21 protein-coding genes are annotated in these 23,080 nt (G+C 60.7%); 9 read left to right on the top strand and 12 right to left on the bottom strand.

Annotated elements, in window-relative coordinates; translation table 11 throughout:
• Position 1: 1 nt before the first annotated feature.
• Both phaeop14_RS06905 and trkA read right to left on the bottom strand, forming a co-directional pair.
• On the bottom strand, positions 2-1,549 hold the full coding sequence (locus phaeop14_RS06905; RefSeq protein ID WP_040169012.1) for a TrkH family potassium uptake protein: 1,548 nt from the start codon (positions 1,547-1,549) through the stop codon (positions 2-4).
• A gap of 1 nt (position 1,550) precedes the next feature.
• Positions 1,551-2,927: a Trk system potassium transporter TrkA gene (gene trkA / locus phaeop14_RS06900; protein ID WP_024097341.1), complete on the bottom strand. Its 1,377-nt coding sequence runs from the start codon at positions 2,925-2,927 to the stop codon at positions 1,551-1,553.
• A 45-nt stretch (positions 2,928-2,972) separates the two neighbouring features.
• On the opposite strand from trkA, the gene phaeop14_RS06895 reads away from it, so the two are divergent.
• Complete coding sequence (locus phaeop14_RS06895) at positions 2,973-3,518, top strand: hypothetical protein (protein WP_096789118.1); 546 nt, start codon at positions 2,973-2,975, stop codon at positions 3,516-3,518.
• A gap of 76 nt (positions 3,519-3,594) precedes the next feature.
• On the opposite strand, the gene ntrX is transcribed toward phaeop14_RS06895, so the two are convergent.
• The 5 genes from ntrX to dusB all read right to left on the bottom strand — a co-directional run bounded on the left by ntrX (position 3,595) and on the right by dusB (position 10,960).
• Positions 3,595-5,010: a nitrogen assimilation response regulator NtrX gene (gene ntrX, locus phaeop14_RS06890; protein WP_040178411.1), complete on the bottom strand. Its 1,416-nt coding sequence runs from the start codon at positions 5,008-5,010 to the stop codon at positions 3,595-3,597.
• Entirely contained in the window at positions 5,007-7,286 is a 2,280-nt protein-coding gene (locus tag phaeop14_RS06885; RefSeq protein WP_040169006.1) for a sensor histidine kinase NtrY-like, read from the bottom strand. The genes ntrX and phaeop14_RS06885 overlap by 4 nt, the downstream gene beginning before the upstream one ends.
• 99 nt (positions 7,287-7,385) lie before the next feature.
• Positions 7,386-8,798: a response regulator gene (locus phaeop14_RS06880; protein ID WP_096789117.1), complete on the bottom strand. Its 1,413-nt coding sequence runs from the start codon at positions 8,796-8,798 to the stop codon at positions 7,386-7,388.
• Between the two features lie 6 nt (positions 8,799-8,804).
• Positions 8,805-9,950, bottom strand: coding sequence for a two-component system sensor histidine kinase NtrB (locus phaeop14_RS06875; protein ID WP_096789116.1), 1,146 nt, complete (start codon positions 9,948-9,950; stop codon positions 8,805-8,807).
• Positions 9,947-10,960 carry a tRNA dihydrouridine synthase DusB gene (gene dusB / locus phaeop14_RS06870; protein ID WP_096789115.1) on the bottom strand — a complete coding sequence of 338 codons (1,014 nt, stop codon included), beginning with the start codon at positions 10,958-10,960 and terminating at the stop codon, positions 9,947-9,949. The genes phaeop14_RS06875 and dusB overlap by 4 nt, the downstream gene beginning before the upstream one ends.
• Before the next feature lie 191 nt (positions 10,961-11,151).
• On the opposite strand from dusB, the gene phaeop14_RS06865 reads away from it, so the two are divergent.
• The 4 genes from phaeop14_RS06865 (at position 11,152) to phaeop14_RS06850 (ending at position 14,762) form a co-directional block, all read left to right on the top strand.
• A complete protein-coding gene (locus tag phaeop14_RS06865) occupies positions 11,152-12,372 on the top strand; it encodes a bifunctional 2-C-methyl-D-erythritol 4-phosphate cytidylyltransferase/2-C-methyl-D-erythritol 2,4-cyclodiphosphate synthase (RefSeq protein ID WP_096789114.1) in 1,221 nt (406 codons plus the stop codon).
• A complete protein-coding gene (locus tag phaeop14_RS06860; protein ID WP_040169000.1) occupies positions 12,369-12,875 on the top strand; it encodes a phosphatidylglycerophosphatase A family protein in 507 nt (168 codons plus the stop codon). The genes phaeop14_RS06865 and phaeop14_RS06860 overlap by 4 nt, the downstream gene beginning before the upstream one ends.
• A gap of 17 nt (positions 12,876-12,892) precedes the next feature.
• Entirely contained in the window at positions 12,893-13,375 is a 483-nt protein-coding gene (locus tag phaeop14_RS06855; RefSeq protein WP_096789113.1) for a CinA family protein, read from the top strand.
• Positions 13,376-13,580: 205 nt separating this feature from the next.
• Complete coding sequence (locus phaeop14_RS06850) at positions 13,581-14,762, top strand: ammonium transporter (protein ID WP_096789112.1); 1,182 nt, start codon at positions 13,581-13,583, stop codon at positions 14,760-14,762.
• Between the two features lie 82 nt (positions 14,763-14,844).
• On the opposite strand, the gene phaeop14_RS06845 is transcribed toward phaeop14_RS06850, so the two are convergent.
• Positions 14,845-15,291 carry a type II toxin-antitoxin system RatA family toxin gene (locus phaeop14_RS06845; protein WP_040168995.1) on the bottom strand — a complete coding sequence of 149 codons (447 nt, stop codon included), beginning with the start codon at positions 15,289-15,291 and terminating at the stop codon, positions 14,845-14,847.
• Between the two features lie 73 nt (positions 15,292-15,364).
• Here phaeop14_RS06845 and hpt point away from each other — a divergent pair, with 73 nt between their 5' ends.
• On the top strand, positions 15,365-15,910 hold the full coding sequence (hpt, locus tag phaeop14_RS06840; RefSeq protein WP_040168993.1) for a hypoxanthine phosphoribosyltransferase: 546 nt from the start codon (positions 15,365-15,367) through the stop codon (positions 15,908-15,910).
• A 214-nt stretch (positions 15,911-16,124) separates the two neighbouring features.
• Positions 16,125-16,451, top strand: coding sequence for a hypothetical protein (locus phaeop14_RS06835; protein WP_096789111.1), 327 nt, complete (start codon positions 16,125-16,127; stop codon positions 16,449-16,451).
• A gap of 51 nt (positions 16,452-16,502) precedes the next feature.
• Here phaeop14_RS06835 and phaeop14_RS06830 read toward each other — a convergent pair whose 3' ends face one another.
• Together phaeop14_RS06830 and lipA are read right to left on the bottom strand one after the other, a co-directional pair.
• On the bottom strand, positions 16,503-17,645 hold the full coding sequence (locus phaeop14_RS06830) for an amidohydrolase (RefSeq protein ID WP_096789110.1): 1,143 nt from the start codon (positions 17,643-17,645) through the stop codon (positions 16,503-16,505).
• Positions 17,642-18,592 (bottom strand): lipoyl synthase, encoded by a 951-nt coding sequence (lipA, locus tag phaeop14_RS06825; protein WP_040169582.1) that lies wholly within the window; start codon positions 18,590-18,592, stop codon positions 17,642-17,644. Before lipA ends, phaeop14_RS06830 begins: the two co-directional genes overlap by 4 nt.
• 394 nt (positions 18,593-18,986) lie before the next feature.
• Here lipA and phaeop14_RS06820 point away from each other — a divergent pair, with 394 nt between their 5' ends.
• The gene (locus phaeop14_RS06820) at positions 18,987-19,535 is read left to right on the top strand and encodes a peroxiredoxin (protein ID WP_040168987.1); all 549 of its coding nucleotides are present in this window, start codon (positions 18,987-18,989) and stop codon (positions 19,533-19,535) included.
• A gap of 114 nt (positions 19,536-19,649) precedes the next feature.
• Here the strand turns inward: phaeop14_RS06820 and phaeop14_RS06815 are convergent, their stop codons facing one another.
• A complete protein-coding gene (locus tag phaeop14_RS06815; RefSeq protein ID WP_040169579.1) occupies positions 19,650-20,723 on the bottom strand; it encodes a DUF6456 domain-containing protein in 1,074 nt (357 codons plus the stop codon).
• Between the two features lie 239 nt (positions 20,724-20,962).
• Here phaeop14_RS06815 and phaeop14_RS06810 point away from each other — a divergent pair, with 239 nt between their 5' ends.
• Entirely contained in the window at positions 20,963-21,259 is a 297-nt protein-coding gene (locus phaeop14_RS06810) for a DUF6477 family protein (RefSeq protein WP_040169577.1), read from the top strand.
• Between the two features lie 101 nt (positions 21,260-21,360).
• On the opposite strand, the gene phaeop14_RS06805 is transcribed toward phaeop14_RS06810, so the two are convergent.
• Complete coding sequence (locus phaeop14_RS06805) at positions 21,361-22,914, bottom strand: trimethylamine methyltransferase family protein (RefSeq protein ID WP_096789109.1); 1,554 nt, start codon at positions 22,912-22,914, stop codon at positions 21,361-21,363.
• Between the last annotated feature and the right edge of the window lie 166 nt (positions 22,915-23,080).

Genomic DNA, 23,080 nt, shown 5'->3' with positions numbered 1-23,080 from the left:
ATCAACTGCGCCAGAGGTTTGGTGTCATCAGCGCAATGATCGCCAGAGTTTCCAGCCGCCCCAGCACCATGGCAAAGCACAGGATCAGCTTTGCAGTGGCCGTCAGATGGATGAGCGCGATGGGTTCGGACCCTGCGATTTCAGTCAGCGGCCCTGTGGTCGAGAGTGTCGCAATGGTCAGAATCAGCGCCTGCTCAAAATCCGACCCCACAGCGGCGAGGCTGATGCTGATCACTGCCAGCGACAGCGCAAACAGCATGAAAAATACCCAGGCCACAAAGGCGCCATTGCGTTGGAGACGCCGGTTGCCCTTGCCCTCATTGCTTACGGAAGAGGGATGAATCAGCCGTTCCATCTCCCGCAACCCATTGAGGTAGAGCGCATAGACCCGCAGCAGCTTCACACCGCCCGCGGTGGTTGCCACACCACCGCCGATCACTGCCAACCCCAGAAGGATCATGCCTGGCGTGTCCAGCCCCGACCATTGTCGCGCGGTTTCCCAATCGGCACTTTCGAACCCAGTGGTCGACAGGAACGACAAAACGGTAAACGTCGCCCCCCACCAGGAGTGCAGCCCCTGCACCAGATCGCTGGTGGTGGCGACGTCAAAACTGGCAATCCAATGGCGCAAAATCAGCAGCAATGGCACGCCAAAGACAATCAGCAGACCAATGCGGAACTCAGGATCCCTGTCCAACCGACTATGACCACTGGTCACTGTATCGGTCGAAAACGTGAGCCGCGACAGGGCAAAGAACATGAACAGGAACATCACCATTTCGCCGGCAATGCCGCTGGCACCATTCTCCGCCCCGCCAACCGCAGAAATACCGGAGGTGGCCAGAACCGACATCGCATGGCCGAGCGCCACCAGGGCCGTCTCACCGGTGACGATCAGCAAAATCCACAACACCAGTGTCAGCCCGGCATAAAGCGGCGCCAGGGTTTTGGTCACCACCACCAGTTTGCGACGGGGATCTGCGCGCTGCATATGCAGCGGTGTTTCGGTGCCGCGTCCCGGCTCGCCCCGTGCGGTAACCTCAAACCCGCCCAGCGACAGCGGTGCCAGAATGGCCGAGGCCGCCACCCACATCAGCAGCCCTCCAAGCCAGCCAACCATGGCCCGCCACAGATGTACGCTGGGCGGCAGCCGGTTCGGGTCGGCAAATACATCCGCGCCCGTCGTGGTAATGGCGCTGACCATGTCGAAATATGCGTTGAGATAGCTGGTATTCCCTAACGCATCCTGCACCGGAACCGCCAGAAACGCAGGCAGCACCGCAAAACTTGCCAGCAGCGAGGTTAATTGCCCAGGCATACTGTAGCGCGGCACGCGGTTGCCCATCGACAGCCCGACCAGCACAACGACGATCAGCCCCACAACGCCAGAGTAGAAGAAGCTGCGCGAGGTCTGATGATCATCAAGGATCAGCGCGTGGATGGCCGGCACCCACATCGCCAGCGCTGCCACCAACAGGATCAGCAGAAACAGCGGCAGGCGCAAAAGGCCGCGCGTCCTCTCCTGCGAGGGTTTGCGGTGCCGCGACATCCTAGAAGAAGTCAATCGAGACCTGCATCAGGCGCTCGACCTCGGGCACATCCGCGGCCATGGCGAAGAGGGCAATCACATCGCCTTCCTCAATCCGCATGCCGCCCGTTGGGCGCATCACAACACCGTTTTTGCTGACGGCGCCAACCAGCACACCTTCAGGGAAATCGATATCGCGGATCATCTGCCCGGCCATCGGGGAGGTCGACATCACCTCGGCCTCGATCACCTCGGCTTCGGCGTCGCCGATCGAATAGACCTGTCGCACCCGGCCATAGCGAATGTGGCGCAAGATCGAGCTTACGGTGGTGGCGCGCGGGTTGATATAAGCATCAATGCCCAAGGGCGCCATCAGCGGCACCAGTGTCGGATCATTGATCAGCGCAATGGCCAGAGGGCAGCCTTCGGCCTTCGCGCGCACAGCTGCCAGCATATTGACCTTATCGTCATCGGTCACAGCCAGCATGGCGTCAGCGCGGTCTATCCCCGCCTCAATCATAAGGCTGCGATCCAAGCCATCGCCGTTCAGCACGATTGTCCGTTCCAGCGTCTCCGCCGCACGTTCGGCGCATTTGCGGTTCCGCTCAATCATCTTGGCGCGCGTGCGTCCTGTGCGGGATTCTAGCGCCTTGGCCACTTCAAGGCCGACATTGCCGCCGCCCACGATCACCACACGATCCTGACGTTTTTGTTGTTTGCCAAAGACTTCGATGGTGCGGCTCACATCATCCACATGGGCAAACACATAAGCACTGTCGCCGACGAAGAGCTGGTCGCCCGGCTCCGGTGCAAATAGGCTGCCGTCCCGGCGAATGCCGACAACGATGGCCCGCAGGGTCGAAAACAGATCTGTCAGCTGGCGCAGCGGCGTGTTGACGACAGGACAATCCTCGTCGATCTGCACCCCAAGCAGCTGCGCGCCGCCTTCCATGAACATCTCAGTATCAAAAGCAGCCGGCGCCGACAGGCGTTGCATCGCCGCAGCGGCCACCTCGCGCTCGGGGCTGATCACCACATCAATCGGCAGATGGTCACGGCGATACAAATCCGAGTAAATCGCCTCCAGATAGCTCTTGGAACGCAGCCGCGCGATCTTGCGTTGGATGGAAAACACGGAATGCGCCACCTGGCAGGTGACCATATTCACCTCATCCGAATGGGTGGCCGCGATGATCATATCCGCATCCCGCGCCCCGGCCCGGGTCAGCACATCCGGATAGGAGGCAAACCCCGCAATCCCCTGAACATCCAGCGTATCCGTCGCACGACGCACCAGATCAGGGTTGTTATCCACCACCGTCACGTCGTTGTGCTCACCCGACAGGTGGCGGGCGATCTGCCAGCCGACCTGACCTGCGCCACAAATAATTACTTTCATGTGCTTGTCCCTCGGGGCGCTGATACGCGCAATCGCCGGTTTTGAATGACAGAAGCCGCAGTAACGGTCAATTCAATTGTCTTGCAGAGGAATTTGCAGCACAATCACAGGATGTTCTTCGCAAAACATACGTTTGCCGCACTGTTGCTGGTCTCGGGACTGGCGGCCTGCGGACCGGTTCCGGTCTATTACCGCGCGGGCGCGGATGTGGCCCGACGCGACGCGGATCTGCTGTCTTGCGAGGTCAGCGCCCTGCGGGATGCACCCGTCGCGACCCAAATCCGACAGCACCCACCCATCTATCGACCCGGCGGCGAAATCTGCCGCAATGGGCGCTGCTATCACCGTGCGGGCTATTGGGAGGACGGCGGCATCTATACCGTCGACGTCAACGCAGATCTGCGCGGGCGGGTGGAGCAGTCCTGCATGGCGTCCAAAGGCTATCAGAGCATCGCCCTGAAACGCTGTCCGCAATCGATGGCGGATGCCGTGGGCAGCCGCCGTGCATCGACGCTTCCGCCGCTGACCCAGACATCCTGCGCCATTGCGCGGCGCGGTCAGCCCCCTCAGATTATCGCCTCCGCTCCCTGACGACCCGCAGCATGGTTTACCATTGACCGCCAAGACATTGATCTGAAACCAAACATGGGCCGTGGGTAGGTTCAGGTCAAACCATATCCTCCTCTGCTTCTTTCTCAACATGTGCAATCCGCGCGCCCGCCTTGTTGGAGGTCACCACCCCCAGCGACTTCAGTTTGCGATGCAACGCAGACCGTTCCATACCGACAAAGGACGCGGTGCGGCTGATATTGCCACCAAAGCGGTTGATCTGTGTGAGCAGATACTCCCGCTCAAACGCCTCACGCGCCTCCCGCAATGGCAGGGTTGCTAGTGCGCCGGACAGAACAACACGGCTTTGATCTTCCGCGGCCTCATCTTCGCGCGGAAGGTCTTTTGGCTCGATTGGACCACTGCTTTCACCAAGGATCAGAATACGTTCCACCATGTTCTTCAACTGGCGCACGTTGCCAGGCCACAGCATCGTCTGCATCAGCGCGATGGCATCTTCGCTCAGCCTGCGCAGTGGTAGGCCTTGGCTCTGGTTGAACTGTGCAATGAAATGATCAGCCAGCAGCGGAATATCCTCGCGCCGTTCCGCCAGTGATGGAACTGGGATCGGCACCACATTCAGGCGATGATAAAGCTCCTGCCGAAAGCGATCCGCCTCAATCTCGCGTTCCAAGTCCTTGTTGGTCGCGGAGATAACCCGCAGATCGACGCGCACCTTGTCAGAGCCGCCAACCCGCTGGAACTGCTGATCAACCAGCACGCGCAGGATCTTTGACTGGGTGCCAAGCGGCATATCCGCAACCTCATCAAAGAACACAACGCCGCCATGTGCCTGCTCCAAGAGACCCGGCTCAACCCCGCGCTCGGCACTTTCGCGGCCAAACAGCACCTCCTCCATCCGGTCGGGTTCAATGCTGGCACAGTTCACCGTCACAAAAGGCGCTGAGGCGCGGTTGGACTGGGTATGGATATACCGCGCGGCAATTTCCTTGCCGCTGCCCGCAGGCCCGGTCAGCATCACCCGCCCGTTGGATTTTGTCACCTTATCCAGCTGGCTGACCAATGCGCGATAGGCAGCTGAGGCGCCAATCATCTCGCTGGCGCCGGAGTCCTGACGTTTCAGATCCGTGTTCTCGCGACGCAGCTTTGAGGTTTCCATCGCGCGGCGAATAACGACCAGCAACTGGTCAATATTAAACGGTTTTTCAATAAAGTCATAGGCGCCCTGCTTGATCGCAGCGACCGCGATCTCGATATTGCCATGACCGGAAATGATCACCACGGGGATTTCCGGATTGTCCCGTTTCACCACTTTCAGAATGTCGATGCCGTCCATCTGGCTGTCCTTCAGCCAGATATCCAACACCATGAGCGCGGGCGGCGCCTCATTCAGAGCGGCCATGCATTCCTCGGAACTGCCAGCCTTGCGCGTCGCGTAGCCTTCATCCTCCAGGATATCAGAAACCAGCTCACGGATGTCGCGTTCATCGTCAACAATCAGAATGTCACTCATGTCAGACCTGCTTTCACTGTACTCTTATGATGGTCTGCCGCCTCATGTGCAGCAGGCAGGCGGATCACAGCCATGGCCCCGTAGTGGGTCTGACCGTCGAATACCGGCGCATCTTCCAGCGCCAGTGTTCCGCCGTGTTCTTCGATAATTTTCTTGACGATCGGCAGGCCAAGACCGGTGCCTTCGTCGCGGGTGGTCACATAGGGTTCAAACAAACGGGCGCGGTCTTCTGGCAGACCGATACCATTGTCGGCGATGGTGACCTCATAGCCGGATTTCGTCGGACTTACTGCGATGCGGATTTCCGGATCAAGATCCGCAACGGTGCCTTTTTGTTTCAGCGTTTCAACGGCTTCGCCCGCATTCTTGATCAAATTGGTCAAGGCCTGGCCAATCATCGTCGCGTCCAGATCCGCCAGCATCGGCTCCGACGGCAGATCCGCGACAATACGCAAATCAGGCTGACCGGCCTTTTGCAGGGTCACCGCCTCGCGAAGCAGCTTCACCAGATCTTCCTCACGCCGCTCGGGTTCCGGCATCCGGGCAAATTTGGAAAACTCATCAACAATACGGCGCAAGTCGTTGGTTTGACGCACAATCACATCTGTCATGGATTGTAGAAGGTCACTGTTTTCCTCGCCCAATTTCGGCGCAAATTTGCGTTTGATGCGCTCCGCGCTCAACTGGATCGGTGTCAGCGGGTTCTTGATCTCATGGGCGATCCGACGTGCGACATCGCCCCAGGCCGCCATCCGCTGCGCACTGACCAGATCCGTGACATCGTCAAAGGCCACCACATAGCCCTCAAGCCGGTCTTCCTCGCTCCGCCGGGGGGACATCCTCACCAGAAGGTTCTCCAGCTGCCCCTGACGGGTCACCTTGATCTCACCCTGCACCACATCGGCGCCAGTTTCGGTCAATTCCTGAAACAGCGGTCCGAACTCCGGCACGGCCACTGCCAGGGCCAGCGACTGGCGATCACCGCTCCAACCCAAGAGCCGCTCCGCGGACCGGTTCACAAAGGTCACCCGCCCCTCAGGATCCAGCCCTACCACGCCCGAAGTCACCGACATCAGCACGGAATCAAACAACCGGCGGCGGCGTTCAATCTGATGGGTGTTTTCCAGCAGCGTGTCGCGTTGTTCCCGCAGCTCCAGTGTCATCTGGTTGAAGTAGCGACCCAATTGCGAGATCTCATCATCGCCATCGTCCTCTGGCACCTGCACATTCAGGTTGCCTGCCCCGACGCGCCGCGCCGCAATGGTCAGCCGCCCAACCGGGCGCGACAGCCGTTCGGCAAACCACATGCCAAGCCACATTGCCGCGAGGATCAGGATCACCGCAAAGCCCAGATACAGCAGGACAAAGTCAAACAGTACCCGCCCCCGCTCGCTCTCCAACTGCTGATAGAGATGCGCAGTCTCCTTGGTGTCATCCAGGAGGCTCAGCAATTCGCCGTCCACATCCCGGCTGACATAGAGAAACCGGTCGACAAACGCATCCAGCCGCACCAGTGCGCGCAGTTCGCTGTTCTCCCAATCCTGGATCAGGGTGACACCTTCAAAAGAGGCCTGGCTGATATCCGCTGTGCTCGGCTCTTCAAAGTCGAACTCGTAAGACCGCTCACCACGGGCCCGAATAGCGCCTGCACCATCCACCACATAGGCTTCTTGCAACCCGCGTTGGATTTGCAACTGCCCCTGTGTCAGAACCTGGCGCAGTTGCCCGTCACTGATAAAAAAATTGCGGTTTCGGCTGTTGTCAATATAGCGCGCCAGCGCCACTGCATCCTCAGAGAGGTCACGCTGCTGCTGGTCCTGATAGGCCTCGGCCGCCGCAAGAGAGCTGCCCACGACTTGCCGCACCCGGTCAGAGAACCAGCCTTCAAGGCCAACATTAACCGTCAGCCCAGCAAAGAGCGCCACAATCACGGTGGGCGTCAGCGCCAGAAAGGCGAAGGCCCCGATCAGACGCAGGTGCAACCTGGAGCCTGCGGATTTGGCCCGGCGCGCGGCGATCAGACGTCCCACCTGCGTCAGCACAAGCGCCGCGACAGCCAGCACATAAATCAGATCGGCAAGCAGGATCAGCCGCAGCGACAGCGACGCCACCCCTTGCGAAAACGGGCCAATGATCAAAAATGTCGAAAGCGCCAGCACCGGCCCCAAAACAACCAGCCCGAGCGCGCCAACATTGCGCGCCCTGCGTGTTCTGCGCCACCGGTCAAGGGCCGCAAATGGCCCATATGCCGAGCGAAGATGTGACCTCTGCGCCACGTACTGCCCTCATCCTGATGTGCGACCCTTCTGGTCGACCGCCATATGTCGTGATCATCACCAGCCTAAACGCCGATCCGCCACGGTTCTGTGGCTATATTACATCAGTTTGCGACGGCGTGTCACCTCAATATCAAGATCCGTGATCTTCTTGCGCAACGTATTGCGGTTAATGCCAAGTAAATCCGCACATTTTGCCTGATTTCCGCCTGTCATCGCGAGCGATATTTCGATCAATGGGGTCTCAACTTCGCGCATCAAACGGGCATAGAGCCCCGGCGGTGGCAGAATATCGCCATGCAGATCGAAATACCGCTGCAGATGGCGCGCCACTGATTCCGACAGTTTTTCACTGCTGAGTGCGCCACCAGTCGCCGCCATCGGCTCACCGCCCGTTTGTGCGCCCAGCGCCGCGTTGACTTCGTCGAGGCTGATCTCCTCGCTGCGGGCCGTCAGCGCCAGACGGCGCACCACGTTTTCCAGCTGACGCACATTGCCCGGCCACGGAAACTGCCGCAACGGCTCACGGGCCGCCTCGCTCAGCCGGCGGTGCGGCGCGCCCTCGTTCTCAGCACGCGTCAGGAAATGCGCGCAGAGCAGGGAAATATCGTCCACGCGGGCACGTAAGGCAGGCACCGGCAGCTCGGTGCCGCTGATCCGGTAGTAGAGATCCTGTCGCAGCGTGCCGGCCTCCATCGCCGCAGTGAGATTCTGCTGACTGGTGGCGATAAATCGGGGCTGATGATCCCCCGGCGCATCCATCATCCGCACCACGCGGGCCTGCGCCTCCTCCGACAGATCCGCCAGCTCATCCAGCAACAGCGTTCCGCCACGGACCTTGGCCAGCAGCTGCGCCGGACCGTCAAGTGACGCCAGATCAGCCGCCTCCGCCCGGACAAACGGCAGCGTGCGGCGGTCCGACAGATCATGCATCGACCGGGCAATCAGGGATTTTCCGGTGCCGCTTTCACCGGTAATCAGCAGCGGGATATCGGTGTTCATCACCCGCGCGATCAGCCGGTAAAGCGTTTGCATCACCTCGGTGCGCCCGACCAGCGGCAGATCCTCATGGCTCTCGTTCGCGGTCTCCGCCCCATCCGGCGTGGCGCCAGTCTGCGGAGCAGCGCGCAACGCCCCCTGCCCGCTCCGCCTTTCAGTCAGCGCCTTGGCCGTCCGCTTCATCAGCTCCGGCAGATCAAACGGTTTGGGCAAGTAATCATAGGCTTCCGCCTCCGCCGCCTTGATCGCAGTCATAATGGTGTTCTGCGCCGAAATCACGATCACTGGCAGCCCGGGACGGTCATCAGCAATCTTCGGAAGCATTTCCAGCCCGTTGCCATCCGGCATCATCACATCGGAGATCACGACATCGCCTTTGCCCTCTCCCACCCAGCGCATCAGCGTGGTCAGGGAGGAGGTCGCATGGACCTTACACCCGGCACGCGTCAGAGCCTGGGTCAAGACCGTGCGAATTGTGCGATCGTCATCTGCGACCAGAACGGTGCCGTCCATGATGTGCTACTCCTGCCGTGGGGCGTTTGGGATGGGTACTGGACGCGGTGCGGTCGGCACGCGCGACAGTGACAATCGAAAAACCGTCCGGCCAGGTTCGGAATTGACCGAGATCCAGCCCTGATGATCGGCGATGATTTTGCTGACCAGCGCCAACCCCAGTCCGGTGCCATTCTCCCGACCCGAGACAAAGGGATCAAAGATATCGTCGCGGATTGCCTCAGGCAGGCCGGGGCCATCATCCGAGATCTCAATTTGCAGCGGCAACAGCTTGCCGGACCCGTCACTGCGGCGCAGCCGGAAGGAATGTTCATAGAACGTCCGGATCCGAATGGTGCCACCCCCCGGATCCGCGGCCTCAGCTGCGTTCTTCAGAAGATTCAGCACCACCTGCAACAGCTGATCCCCATCCCCCCAGGCCATCGGGAGGGAGGGATCATAATCTTCGACAATCGTCATCTGCGCGCCAAAACCCAAAAGCGCCGAACGGCGGGCGCGGTCCAGCACATCGTGAAGATTGACCTCCTGAAAGGCCGGGACAGAGAGATTGCCGAATTGCTCGACCTGCTCCAACAGCTTCACAATACGTCGGCTTTCGCTGACGATCAGATCGGTCAGCTCCAGATCATCGCCCGACAGCCCCATCGACAACAGCTGCGCAGCCCCGGTGATCCCAGCCAGCGGGTTCTTGATCTCATGGGCCAGCATCTCCGCCATGCCGATCGCAGATTGCGCGGCAGATTTGGCGGAGTGGTTCTGCGTCAGCCGCCCGGCCAGTTCGCGCGGGGAGAGCAGGATCAGCATCCGCCCCTCAACGCCCTGCACCCGCGCCACCTGTACATTGCATTGCAGCGGCGCACGCCCCGGCGCACCAACATCAATGTCATTGACAAACAGGGGCGTGCCATTGTCGCGGGCACGCGCCACCGCCTCGTCAATGGCCGGAGCAATGATCACATGCTGCCAGATCGCCTTCCCCAGCAGCGCCTTGCGCGAGGTGTTGAGGAACCCTTCACCAGCGGAGTTCACATCTTCGATCCGGGCCTCTGGATCTATCACAAAGGCCGGCACGGGCAACGAGGCCCAAAGCGCACTATCGGCCCCGTTCCATCCTGTAACCCCCGCAGGGGCCTCCCCCACGTGGCCGGTCATGCTGCCTGCCCTTGCGTCAGGTCGGGGCTGCGATCGGGCCCAGCGCCACTGGTCAGCGCATCAGGCAATAGCTTCAGCACCGCCTTAGGGTCTTTGGCCGTGAGCACCTCGCGGCGCAGCGGCGCCGGTGTAGCAGCCTCATCCATATACCAACCCAGATGCTTGCGCGCGACCCGCAGGCCCAGGTCAGTGCCATAGAACGCGATCATCGCCTCATAGTGGGCGCAGACCATCTGAACCAGTTCCGCACCGGTGGGAACATCGGGGGCGGCGCTGCCCCAGATGTCATGGGCCACCTCAGCCAGCAGCCAGGGTTTGCCCTGCGCGCCACGACCGATCATCACACCATCCGCGCCAGACTGGGCCAGCGCGCGACGTGCGCTCGCCGTATCGACAATATCGCCATTGGCCAGCAGCGGCACGGTCAGAGCGGTTTTTACGGCAGAGATCGCCTTCCAATCCGCGCTCCCCTTGTAGAACTGACAGCGGGTGCGGCCATGAATGGTGACCATCTGCACGCCCGCATCCTGCGCGCGGCGGGCCACGTCAGCGGCATTGAGGCTGTTGTCGTCCCAGCCAAGCCGCGTCTTCAGCGTGACCGGCACTGAAACCGCAGCCACCACCGCCTCAATCAGCGACAGCGCGTGATCCGGTGTCTTCAGCAGCGCGGAGCCGGAATAGCCATTGGTCACCTTCTTGGCAGGACAGCCCATATTGATATCGATGACCTTGGCCCCGCGGCTCTCCACCTGGCGCGCGGCCTCTGCCATCCAATAGGCGTCGCGCCCGGCAATCTGCACGGCGGTATTCTCGACATCGGCGCTCAGCTCGGCGCGTTCACGCACACCGGGCTTGGCCTGTACCATCTCCTGACTGGCGACCATCTCGCTTACCATCAGCCCAACACCAAAGCTGCGCACCAGATCGCGAAAGGGACGATCCGTGATTCCGGCCATCGGCGCCAGCGCGATGGGAGGTGTCAGAGAAGTGGAACCGAGAGTGAAGGACAACTGCCTAATCCTTGTGCATATGAAGCGTTTCTAACCGAAGCAGCCTCTATGCGACAATGAAACCCCCGGCGGCAAGGCTGCATCTTTTGGCATATGCCTAATTTTTGAGCATATTACGCGGGGTGACCTGCTGCCATTGCCTCCCCTTGCATCACCTCCTAAACAATTGCGACCCAACAATGAGGCGCCTGATGCCGTCCGATCCCTTCCCCTCCCCGTCTGTAGCCGTCGGCGCAGACACACCCGAGGCGCCCCATGCCCCGGAACACCGAACCGCCGCACTGATTGTCGCCGCAGGCAAGGGGCTGCGCGCGGGCGGAGGTCTGGCCAAACAGTGGCGCCCGCTGGCGGGACGCCGGGTGATCGACTGGACGCTGGATGCCTTCCTCACTGCAGGCGTAGACCGGGTCGCACTGGTCCTCAATGCCGAGGATCACGACCACTGGCGGGAGTTTTCTGCCCAGCCGGGCCTTCTTCTGGCCAGTGGAGGCAGCACTCGTGCGCAATCGGTGGCAAACGGCCTTGATCTCTTGGCCGCACACGGTCTCGACCGGGTGCTGATCCATGACGCCGCCCGCCCTTGTGTCTCAGCACGCATGATCCGGGGAGTAATGACCGCGCTCGACACCCATCTGGCGGCGGCCCCGGCGCTGGCCGTGACGGATGCGCTTTGGCGCGGGGGCGATGGTTATGTCACCGGCACTGAAGACCGCAATGGGCTGTTTGCAGCGCAGACCCCGCAAGGCTTCCACCTGCCCCAGATCCGCGCTGCTCATCAGCAGCTTGCGGCAAATGGCGGTGACGCCGCCGATGATGTGGAGGTCGCCCGCGCGGCAGGGATTGACGTTGCCATCATTCCGGGCGACGCAGACAATATCAAAATCACCCGCCCGGAGGATTTCGATCGGGCTGCGCGCAATTTAGGGGGCGACATGGATGTAAGGCTTGGCAATGGCTATGATGTTCACCGGTTTGGACCGGGGGATGAGGTCGTGCTCTGCGGGGTGCCGGTGGCCCATGATCGCGGCCTTCAGGGGCATTCTGACGCCGATGTCGGGCTACATGCCATCACCGATGCCCTCTACGGCGCGCTGGCAGAGGGCGACATCGGCCGCCACTTCCCGCCGTCTGATCCGCAATGGAAAGGTGCCGCCAGCGATATCTTCCTGCGCCATGCCGCCGAGCTGACGCGTTCCAAAGGCTACCAGATCTCCAATGTGGACTGCACGCTGGTCTGTGAATTCCCCAAGATCACCCCCCACGCCCCCGCCATGCGCGCCGCCGTGGCGGAGATCCTGTCGATTGATCTCTCACGCGTCTCGATCAAGGCGACAACCTCCGAACGGCTTGGGTTCACCGGGCGCGGCGAAGGCATCGCCGCCATTGCCACAGCCTGCGTGGTGAAACCATGAAACGGTCGCGCCTCGCCTTTCTGATTGGCACCGTCGGCGGTGTTGGCTATCTGCGCCCCGCCCCCGGTACATGGGGCTCACTGGCAGCCCTCCCTCTGGCGTTTGTCCTGCACCAGCTGGGCGGCTTTCTCCTGCTGGCGCTTGCGACCGTGATTTGCATGGTGGTCGGCGTCTGGGCTGCAGAGGCGATGACCCGCAACCGCGAGAACATGGACCCCTCCGAATTTGTGCTAGATGAGGTGGCAGGCCAGTTCGTCGCTCTTTGGGCAATCTCTTACCCTGCATGGGCGCATGACATCGCAATCACCGCGCTCTGGCCGGGCTGGATCGCCGCCTTTGTGCTGTTTCGGCTGTTCGACATCTGGAAACCTGGCCCCGTCGGCTGGGCCGACCGCCAGAAGGGCGCCACAGGCGTAATGATGGACGACATCATCGCCGGTATCCTTGCCGCGATTGGCGTCGCCGCCCTTGCTGGATTCTCACATGGGGTGCTTGGCCTCTAATCTGAGGAGAGGGTGATATGGACACGACAGACATAATCCGTGAGGCCCGTGCCAAAGGCCTCACCCTTGCCACCGCAGAAAGCTGCACCGCCGGCATGATTACGGCGGCCCTCACCGATGTGGCCGGATCCTCCGCGGTCGTGGACCGGGGCTATGTCACCTATTCCAACCGCGCCAAGCAGGAGATGCTGGGTGTCGAGCAGGCAACCCTGGAAGCCGTCGGCGCCGTCAGCGAGGAGGTGGCCATTGAGATGGCTGAGGGTGCGCAGAGCCGCGCCGATGTGGACATCGCCGTAGCGGTCACCGGTATTGCTGGTCCCGGCGGCTCGGAGCACAAACCTGAGGGGCGGGTTTGCTTTGCGCTGGCACGGCGCAACCAACCCACGCACGTCGAAACAATTGATTTCGGCCCGCTTGGCCGCGACGGCGTGCGCATAGCGACACGCGACCATGCGCTGACCCTGATCTGGCAATCGCTCACTGCCGACCCGCTGGGCTGACGCAAACCGCAGCCCATCTGCCGCTATTTCGTAGAACGGGCGGGAATTGAGCAACACGCCCGCAGGGTCGCTCATTTTTTCAGCATTTTGACAAAAGCCCGGTTTTCTGGCGCCGATATGAAACCTGCCGCTTTTTTCAACGCCCCAGTTCCGCTTTGTCAGGCTTCAGATCAAGAAACAGCCTGCAGATGCGGAAGGAACGGCGATGAACGCAGCCGATACAGCTTGGATTATTGTGGCCACGGCCCTTGTCCTCTTCATGACTTTGCCGGGGCTTGCCCTGTTTTACGGCGGCCTTGTCCGTGCCCGAAATGTGCTCAGCGTGTTTATGCAATGTTATGCCATTGCCTGTTTGATGAGCGTTCTGTGGCTCGCCTTTGGCTATTCCATTGCCTTTGGTGGCGGCACCTCTGGCCTCTGGGGCGGGCTGGACAAGATGTTCCTGTCCGGCGTCACCGCAGACAGCCTCTCTGGCACCCTGCCCGAGGTGCTGTTCTTTGCCTTCCAGATGACCTTTGCCATCATCACGCCTGCCCTGATCGTCGGCGCCTATGTTGAGCGCGTGGGCTTTGGCTTTGTGCTGGTGTTCTCCGGTCTCTGGATGCTCCTGTGCTACGCGCCCGTCGTGCATTGGATCTGGGGCGGCGGCATGCTGGCCGATGGCGGCATCTTTGGCGAGATCGGCGTGCGCGACTTTGCCGGTGGCATCGTGGTGCATGAAACCGCAGGTCTGGCGGCGCTGATCATCGCGGTGTTCCTTGGCCCGCGCAAAAACCGCACCACTCCGCCGCATAACCCCGGCTATGTCTTCATCGGCGCGGCCATGCTCTGGGTTGGGTGGTTCGGCTTCAACGGTGGTTCGCAGCTGGCCGCAGACGGTGGCGCGGCGATGGCCCTCACGGTCACCCATATCTCCGCCGCCACAGCCTCGCTGACCTGGGCGCTCTGGGAGAAGATCAAATACGGTAAGGCGTCCATGGTGGGCCTTGTCACCGGCACCATCGCGGGCCTTGCCTCTATCACGCCCGCCTCCGGCTTTGTCGGCCCGGTTGAGGCCCTGGTGATCGGTGCTGTCGCAGGTATCCTCTGCCAGGAGGCCGTGAACGTCGTCAGAAACCTGCTGAAGATCGACGACACGCTGGATGTCTTTGCGGTGCATGGTGTCGGCGGCATCTTCGGCACCATCATGATCGCGGTCTTTGGTGCGGGCAGCTGGCTGGCGCAGCTGGGTGGTCTCGCGGTTGTCGGCATCTTCACGGCTGTCGTGACCGTCGTTCTGGTCAAGGTTACCGCCGCTATCACCCCGCTGCGCGTCGACCTGGAGACGGAGACCAACGGTCTGGATATCACGGTTCACGGTGAACGCGCCTACGACATGACCAGCTGACGTCAATCAGCCAATATCACAAACGAAAACGGGCCTGCATCGCGGGTCCGCTTTTATTCAACGGCTTAGCCGTGGTTGCGGATCAGCCATAAAGCTCCGCCGCGCGACGTTCAAAGGCACGCACGATCCGCTGCATCGCCTCGTTGAACACCACACCGATGATGCCCTGCAGCACGGCGTTCTTGAATTCGAAATCAACATAGAACGACACATCACAGCCACCATCCGCGCGATCCGCAAAGGCCCAATTGGATTTCATGTAACGAAACGGCCCGTCCAGATATTCCGTGTCGATTTTCTTCTCCTCTGCGAACAGCGTGACCCGGCTGCCGAAGCGTTCGCGAAACACCTTGAAGGAGATCACCAAGTCCGCCTCCATCACCTCAGCCTCCCCCAAGGGCGTGCGGCTGCGGATACGGGCAGCGGAACACCAAGGCAGAAACTTGGGGTAATCCCCGACATCAGCCACCAGATCATACATCTGCTGCGCCGTGTAAGGCATTGGCCGGGTTTCTGAATGGGTAGGCATAAGAGGCGCATTTCCTGCTATGATCGTCCCGCGTCATGTCATATGAACGCGCGGGAAATTCAAGGGGGCACCCATGACACAGCGGCCATATGTCATCGATGTGATGATCTCAGCCAAGGCCATTGCGGCCCGGATCGAAGAGCTTTGCGCCGAGATCCAGACGGAATTTGAAGGCACCGACAAACTGGTGGTGGTGGGGCTCTTGCGCGGCAGCTTCGTCTTTATCGCCGATCTGGTGCGGGAGCTGGATCTGCCGATCGAAGTCGATTTTCTTGAGGCATCTTCTTACGGTGATGCTATGGAAAGCAGCCGGGAGGTTCGCATTCTCAAAGACTTACGCGGCGCAATTGAAGGGCGCGATGTGCTGGTTGTTGAGGATATCGTCGACACCGGCCACACGCTGAACCACGTGACGCATCTGTTGCGCAGCCGCCAGCCAGCCCGGCTGAAATCCATCGCGCTGCTGGACAAACCCTCCCGACGAGAGGTGGATTTCCGCTCTGATTGGATCGGTTTTGAGATCCCGGACGAATTTGTCGTCGGCTATGGAATCGATTACGCGCAGCGCAACCGGAACCTGCCCTTTATCGGCAAGGTTCGCTTTACCGAAGAGGGCTGAACCCGCGCCCGGTCCCTCCCGGTCGCCAATATCCGCCGAACAATCCGACGTGGGGCGCAAACATCCGCGCCCTGCGCCCTGCGGTTTTTAAAACCGGCACCAGCCCGCCGATGACCCGCTGTTGCGTCAGCGTCTTTCGGCACAGTCCATTTGCCAAATCCCCCGATCCCCGCCAAGCCTCATCCAAGTGTTGAGATCATGAAGGAGATCGCCAATGAGACTGGCCTATATCGCTGCAGCCTCGCTCGCCCTGTCCCCTGTCGCAGGCGCCGCCGCGCCCCCGAAATGGGCCCCCGACCACAAAAGCACTGTCGCACACCATTCCCCCGGTCAGATCAAGAGACAGCACAAACCGCGCCACAAGGGTTTCCAGCAGCTGCGCGGTGACTGGGACTATATTGACGATCATGCCCGTTGGGGGCTGGCGCCGCCTGCTCCGGGTCACCGCTATATCCGCAAGGATGACCGGATTTACGAAGTGGTGCGGGACACGCTGGCGATTGTGGGCGCGGTGGCGCTGGTTGATGCGCTGATCGATTGATCGCCGTTTCTCAACATCAACATGCGCAGATAAGATACTGTAAGATAAAACTTATCTCAGCATGTTATCGATGACAGCCGTAAAAATGGACACGCCAACCGGGATCGCATCATCGGGGAAATCATAGTCAGGATTATGAAGCTGCGGCTGCATTTCACCTGAGCCAAGCCAGAGCATCGCGGCCCGTGCGCTCTTCCCAAACTGGCCGAAATCTTCGGACCAGCGCTGCGGTTGATCACGCATTTCAACCGGGTGCCCTGCGGCGCGGCAGGAAGTCTGCAGGAGTGCAACAGCCTCAGCCTCATTGGTGCACGCCTCAAACACATCGTCAAAGCTGATCTCAACGCCCAGGCCACACTCCGTGCAGATCTGACGTGTCAGATCCTCGGCCTCAGCGATCAACGCCTCCATCCGCGCATCATTCACCGTGCGCAAGGTCGCCCAGACCTCGCCCTCACCGGGCGCGATGCCAAAGGTTGCCTCGCCAAGGCGCGCATGGGTGAGCGTGACCAGCGCATAGTCAGCGCCAAGATCGTCCCCACCGCCAAGCGCCACCAGCCCCGGCAGCAGCTGCGCCATGGCACCGGCAGGTGAAATCCCGTCCTGCGGGGCCGCCGCATGGGAGGTCTTGCCCGTTAGTCGGATGCGCATCCCGCGGGACGCACAATTGGCCGGGCCGCTGCACAGGGCAAGCTGCCCCACCGGCAGCCCCGGTAAATTGTGAAGGGAAAACGCATAGTCTGGCGCAAGTTCGCCAAAGGCCGGATCGGCAATGACCGCAGGCGCGCCCTTGCCGGTTTCTTCGGCCGGCTGAAACATCAGCACGACACGGCCCCGCGCAGGGCGCCGTGCGGCCAGATCCTGCGCCAGCGCAGCCACGATGGTCATATGTCCGTCATGCCCACAGAGATGGCCCCGCCCGGCATGGGTGGAGCGATAGGGTTGGTCAGATATCTCTTCGATCGGCAGCCCGTCCAGCTCACAACGGATCATCACGGTCGGCCCATCCGCCGCGCCGTCGTAGACTGCCGCAACACCGTGCCCACCTAGGCCCGTCAGCAGCTGGTCAGGATCATACCCGCGCAGATAGTCGGTGATGAAGACCGCAGTCTTTTCCTCGGCGCCCGACACTTCCGGGATCTGGTGCAACGCGTGGCGCAGCTCTGTCAGCTGCGCCAGACGGTCCGGCGTCATGCCAAGCCGAGCTTCTTGTTGCGGGCGGCGCGCAGCTGGGCGAAATCATCCCCCGCATGGTAGGACGACCGGGTCAGCGGCGTTGCCGAAACCATCAGGAAACCCTTGCCATAGGCGGCTTTCTCATAGCTTTCAAACTCTTCCGGCGTCACAAACCGATCGACCGCATGGTGTTTCGGCGTCGGCTGCAGATACTGGCCAATGGTCAGGAAATCGATGTCCGCGGCGCGCATATCGTCCATCACCTGCTTCACCTCCTGCGCATTCTCGCCAAGGCCGACCATGATGCCGGATTTGGTAAAGATCGCCGGATCCATCTCTTTCACCCGCTGCAGCAGCCGCAGGGAGTGGAAATACCGCGCGCCGGGCCGCACACCGGGATAGAGGCCGGGCACAGTTTCCAGATTGTGGTTGAAGACATCGGGCCGCGCTTCCACCACGGTTTCCAGCACTTCAGGTGCGCATTTCAGAAAATCCGGCGTCAGGATCTCAATCGTGGTCTTCGGGCTGCGGTGACGCACCGCACGGATGGTCTGGGCAAAATGCTCCGCGCCGCCATCTTCCAGATCGTCGCGATCCACAGAGGTGATCACCACGTGATTCAGTCCCAGCTTCTGCACCGCATGGGCCACCCGCCCCGGTTCAAACGCATCCAGCGTATCCGGACGACCAGTGGCAATGTTGCAGAAGGTACAACCCCGGGTACAGATTTCGCCCATGATCATCATGGTAGCGTGACCCTGGCTCCAGCATTCGCCAACATTCGGGCAGCCGGCCTCTTCGCAGACGGTGACGAGGTTATTCTCACGCATGATCTTATGCGTCTCCGCGTAGCCCTTGCCCCCTGGCGCCTTGACCCGGATCCAGCTTGGCTTTTTCGGCTGAGCATTGTCAGGGCGATGGGCCTTTTCCGGGTGGCGTTGCTCGGGGATTTTCAGATCTCGCACGTCGATGTTCCCTTGCGGCAATGGTCTTTTGATCTTCGTAACATAGTTGCAATCGCTTGGCACGACCAGTTCTCGGCCCGGTCCACATTCCCGCGCGACGCAACTCACCAGTGCAATACACTGTTTATATGAATATTTTGATCCAGATTGCGGATGGTGCAACCCCGCCACCCGGTTTTGAACAACCGGGCAATCTGCCCGCTGGTCCCGGCTGCCGAGTCGCTGCGGGCAGGTCGCATCACTCTCGCTAAACGGCGCGAATTGGCAACCCTTCTGGTGCGATCCGCATCCCGTCATCCGCTGCGGCATTGCGCCCGCGAAAACCCCATTGCAGGCGATTTAGAACTATTATAAATCACCGCGCGACGACGAATTGATCCTTAAGGAGCCGATGATGAAAGCTGGCGTAAAACTGCCCGACGTGACCTTCCGCACCCGTGTTCGCGACGAATCCGTAGGCGGCCCCAACCCGTTCCGCTGGGAAGACAAAACCACCGCCGACTATTTTGCCGGCAAGCGCGTTGTGCTGTTCTCCCTGCCCGGCGCCTTCACCCCCACCTGTTCGACCTATCAGCTGCCCGGTTTTGAAAAAGGCTTTGCCGATTTTCAGGCCGAAGGCATCGACGCGATCTACTGCATGTCGGTGAACGACAGCTTTGTGATGAACAAATGGGCCGAATCCCAGAACCTGAAAAACGTCGGTGTTATTCCTGACGGATCCGGTGAATTCACCCGCAAGATGGGCATGCTGGTGGCCAAGGACAACCTGGGCTTTGGCAACCGCTCCTGGCGCTATGCGGCCATCGTCAACAACGGTGTGGTCGAGGCATGGTTCGAAGAGCCAGGCCTGTGCGACAACCACGGCGAAGATCCCTATGGTGTGTCCTCGCCGGAGACCGTTCTCGAGTACCTGAAAACTGCCAAGGCCGAAGTCGCCGCCTGATCGACAGGTCTTCAGATGCGCCCTGATCTACAGCATCCCGGTGCAATCTGATTTGATTAACAGAACGAAACCGGCGCCCGATGGCGCCGGTTTTTTAGTTAAAGTGCAACGCGTTCAGCCAATCAACTCATCCCGTGTCTGCTGTCTGTCATAGTGTAGTTTCAACTGTTGCAATGCAATGCGCAGCACCACTTTGCCGGATCGCGCTGACCAACCCAGTTGACGTTCGGCGGCTTCCAAGCCTTCCAAATGGCAACAACAACGCATTACGATATCACTCAGCCCTTCACCAAGCGCATTCAGCGCGGCGGCGGCTCGCTTTTTGGCCGCTGAAGCGGCCTGTCCAGGCCGCCGACGACGGGCCGTAGCGGGACAGCAATCCCCCTCACTGAACTGCGCAGTCGATTGCGCGAGATGTTCAGCCACCTGCGCAAGCTCAAAATCCTCGCGCAGGCGCTCTCCCGCACGTACCAGATCGGTGGTCAGAAACGGAGTGCCATTGCGATCGGTCAGCCGTGCCAGCATATGCAACGGGGTCTCTCCCAGGCCATAACGGGCCCGCCGGGGGCGGCGTCGGTTGCGGCTGGATTTGCGCGTCGCCAAGCTGGCGCTTTCCAGCCGTGACCGGGCGCGGTTTTCACGACTGGCCACAAACTGGCTGAGCGCGCTGCGGCCCTCCGATGTAATATGATAGCGGCTAAGCCGCCCGGGCGCTTGACAGGCAATCCAGTCGCGCAGCGCCAGCGCCTCCGCCAGAGTGCGGTCGACAACGACCTTCTTGTCACCGGCCGTTGCCTCGCGCACCACCACCGCCTTCTCCATCCCATCCGCCACCGCAAGGACAGCGCCCTGCGGATTTAGACAGGTCAGAACCTCAACCGCCTCACTCTCGAAAGCCTCAGCGCAGGCTGGCACGGTCCCCAAAGCCAACGCACGGGCTGACATCGGTCGGGGCCCCGTCATGCCAGCGGAATAGTGACTGGCAGCAAGCGACGCCAAGGCCGCATCAACCAGCGGATCATCGCGCCGGGTCTCAACCCGACGGACCTGTCGCAGCACGGTAGACGGGTGGCAGCCCGCCTGTTTCGCCAGATTGCGGATCGACCGGCCCGCTTCGGTATGTTCAAGATATCGGCACGCCTCCTCAGGCACCCATTCCGGCAAGCCGGATACAGCCATAGTTTGCATTTTATCACCCCACATGTGATCATTCGAAACTATCCTCCCACGGGCCGCTTACGTGTTATTCACAGACACAATTCACCGTACTGGCCTGATTTTTTTGGATAGTCTCAGTCAGAGCATCATTGGTTTCAAATTTTCATCAATCAATATCGAATAGACCGTTCGCAGAACCGCCCCTTTCGGCAACACCCGCACTGGTTGTGTTAAACAGCGCTATCGACGGAGCTGGAAAGGACATGACGATGCAGGATATCTTTGCTCATCTAGCCGCTTTGCGCCGCCCTCGGCTGTTGGTGCGGACAGCGAGGATCGGGGCGCGCGACTATAGCCGACGGCGTGATCTGAAACGGGTGCTAGGGTATGGCACATTGCCCAAACCCGCAGCAGCTGTGATGCGGCTTCTGGATCTGGAGCGCGATCACAACCGCAGGCGTGAAGCGGGAGATGCCGGGTATTCACTGACTCGCCACGTTGACGTATTGATCGCGCTGATGGGCGAAGCAGACGGGCTGCGCCGCCCCCGTTTGAACGTCGCCTGACCGACACATGCGATGAAACCGCAAAACGGCGGCCCCTTGGGACCGCCGTATGCCAGCCGGGCTATGCCGGTTGGTGCATGTGCAGATATAAACCGCCGCTCTTACATGAAGGCGTCAGGCATGGAGGCTTTTTTCTCAGCAACATAAGCTTCCAGCTTACCCAGGATCTCAGGATCCAGCGGCGGCGCCTCATAGGCGTTCAGCAGGGTTTCAACCCGGTTGCTGGCCAAAGCAACAGTGTCGCGCGCGCCTTCCTCTTCCCAGGTTTCAAACGGTTTGTAGTCCAGAAGATCGGATTTCCAGAACGCGGTTTTGAAGTTGGCCTGCGTGTGTTCGCAGCCCAAATAGTGACCGCCCGGACCAACTTCGCGGATCGCGCCCATGGCCAACGTGTCGTCGTCAACCACAACACCTTTGGCCAAACCATGCAGCGCGCCCAGCTGATCGGCATCCATCACGAATTTCTCAAAATCAGCAACCAAACCGCCCTCCAGCCAGCCACAGGAGTGCAGCTGGAAATTCACACCGGCCAGCAGACCCATATTGAGCGAGTTCGCCGTTTCATAAGCCGCCTGTGCATCCGGCAATTTGGAGCCGCAGAAGGAGCCGGCGGACCGGAACGGCAGGCCCAGACGGCGGGCCAGCTGGCCTGCACCATAGGTGATCTGGGAGGCTTCGGGTGTGCCAAAGGTGGGCGCGCCGGAATTCATGTCGATCGAGGTCACCATGGCACCAAAGATCACCGGCGCACCGGGGCGGATCAACTGGCTGTAGGCGACACCGGCCAGAACTTCGGCCAGGACCTGAACCAATGTCCCGGCAACCGACACCGGCGCCATCGCGCCACCAACGATGAACGGCGAGATGATGCAGGCCTGGTTGTGTGCGGCATAGACCTCCAGCGCGCCCATCATCACATCGTCAAATGTCATTGGCGAGTTGATGTTGATCAGCGAGGTCATCACCGTGTTGTCGCGCACAAAATCTTTACCGAACAAGATTTCGCACATCTCGATGGAATCCTGCGCCCGGCTGGGTTCCGTCACCGACCCCATGAAGGGTTTGTCGCTCAGCGTCATATGCGCCATCAGCATGTCGAGGTGACGCTTGTTCACCGGCACATCGGTCGGCTCGCAAACGGTGCCGCCGGAATGGTGCAACCACTTCGACATATAGCCCAGCTTCACGAACTTCTGGAAATCATCCAGCGTCGCATAGCGACGGCCGCCCTTGGCATCGCGCACAAACGGCGGGCCGTAGACAGGTGCCAGCACCATGTTCTTGCCACCAACTACCACAGATTTCTCAGGGTTGCGCGCATGCTGGGTGAATTCGGACGGGGCGGTTTTGCAAAGCTCACGCGCCAGACCACGCGGGATGCGAACGCGTTCCCCATCAATGGTGGCGCCAGCTTCACGCCAGCGCTCCAGCGCGGCGGGGTTGTTCACGAAATTGACGCCCACCTCCTCGAGGATGGTCTCGGCGTTGGCTTCGATGGCCTGCAGCGCCTCTTCGCTCAGCACCTCAAAGTTCGGGATATTCCGCTCAATGTATTTTGCGGTGTCGATCTTGACGCCGGTACGTTCTGCGCGACGGGCGGCACCACCGCCTCCACGTGCGCGGCGGCGCGGTGCTGCTGGAGCTGCTTCTGTCATGGTTTTTCCTCACCACAGGCATTTCGTTGCAGCTGTGATTATATCGCTCAGACAAAAGGCCGCCGCAGGATTACGGCCATTGAAGTTGAAAAGCGACATTCCCGACAGGTTTCTCGCGAAACCGGCCGGGATTTTCACCTTGCCACCGGCGCAGCGACCGCACGCG

This window comes from Phaeobacter piscinae (genome assembly GCF_002407245.1).
In the GTDB taxonomy this organism is placed as follows: Bacteria; Pseudomonadota; Alphaproteobacteria; order Rhodobacterales; family Rhodobacteraceae; genus Phaeobacter; species Phaeobacter piscinae.
The sequence above is the reverse complement of the archived record's forward strand: the minus strand, read 5'-3'. Positions and strand labels throughout refer to the sequence as shown.

Excerpts from the sequence above, each read along its gene's own strand:
- phaeop14_RS06850 (WP_096789112.1), top strand. The coding sequence starts at position 13,581 with ATGAACGCAGCCGATACAGCTTGGATTATTGTGGCCACGGCCCTTGTC.
- phaeop14_RS06830 (WP_096789110.1), bottom strand. The coding sequence starts at position 17,645 with ATGACGCCGGACCGTCTGGCGCAGCTGACAGAGCTGCGCCACGCGTTG.
- phaeop14_RS06880 (WP_096789117.1), bottom strand. The coding sequence starts at position 8,798 with ATGGACGGCACCGTTCTGGTCGCAGATGACGATCGCACAATTCGCACG.
- hpt (WP_040168993.1), top strand. The coding sequence starts at position 15,365 with ATGACACAGCGGCCATATGTCATCGATGTGATGATCTCAGCCAAGGCC.
- phaeop14_RS06810 (WP_040169577.1), top strand. The coding sequence starts at position 20,963 with ATGCAGGATATCTTTGCTCATCTAGCCGCTTTGCGCCGCCCTCGGCTG.
- phaeop14_RS06855 (WP_096789113.1), top strand. The coding sequence starts at position 12,893 with ATGGACACGACAGACATAATCCGTGAGGCCCGTGCCAAAGGCCTCACC.
- phaeop14_RS06815 (WP_040169579.1), bottom strand. The coding sequence starts at position 20,723 with ATGCAAACTATGGCTGTATCCGGCTTGCCGGAATGGGTGCCTGAGGAG.
- phaeop14_RS06860 (WP_040169000.1), top strand. The coding sequence starts at position 12,369 with ATGAAACGGTCGCGCCTCGCCTTTCTGATTGGCACCGTCGGCGGTGTT.
- phaeop14_RS06875 (WP_096789116.1), bottom strand. The coding sequence starts at position 9,950 with ATGACCGGCCACGTGGGGGAGGCCCCTGCGGGGGTTACAGGATGGAAC.
- ntrX (WP_040178411.1), bottom strand. The coding sequence starts at position 5,010 with ATGAGTGACATTCTGATTGTTGACGATGAACGCGACATCCGTGAGCTG.
- phaeop14_RS06805 (WP_096789109.1), bottom strand. The coding sequence starts at position 22,914 with ATGACAGAAGCAGCTCCAGCAGCACCGCGCCGCCGCGCACGTGGAGGC.
- phaeop14_RS06845 (WP_040168995.1), bottom strand. The coding sequence starts at position 15,291 with ATGCCTACCCATTCAGAAACCCGGCCAATGCCTTACACGGCGCAGCAG.
- phaeop14_RS06905 (WP_040169012.1), bottom strand. The coding sequence starts at position 1,549 with ATGTCGCGGCACCGCAAACCCTCGCAGGAGAGGACGCGCGGCCTTTTG.
- trkA (WP_024097341.1), bottom strand. The coding sequence starts at position 2,927 with ATGAAAGTAATTATTTGTGGCGCAGGTCAGGTCGGCTGGCAGATCGCC.
- phaeop14_RS06865 (WP_096789114.1), top strand. The coding sequence starts at position 11,152 with ATGCCGTCCGATCCCTTCCCCTCCCCGTCTGTAGCCGTCGGCGCAGAC.
- phaeop14_RS06895 (WP_096789118.1), top strand. The coding sequence starts at position 2,973 with ATGACAGAAGCCGCAGTAACGGTCAATTCAATTGTCTTGCAGAGGAAT.
- phaeop14_RS06835 (WP_096789111.1), top strand. The coding sequence starts at position 16,125 with ATGAGACTGGCCTATATCGCTGCAGCCTCGCTCGCCCTGTCCCCTGTC.
- phaeop14_RS06820 (WP_040168987.1), top strand. The coding sequence starts at position 18,987 with ATGAAAGCTGGCGTAAAACTGCCCGACGTGACCTTCCGCACCCGTGTT.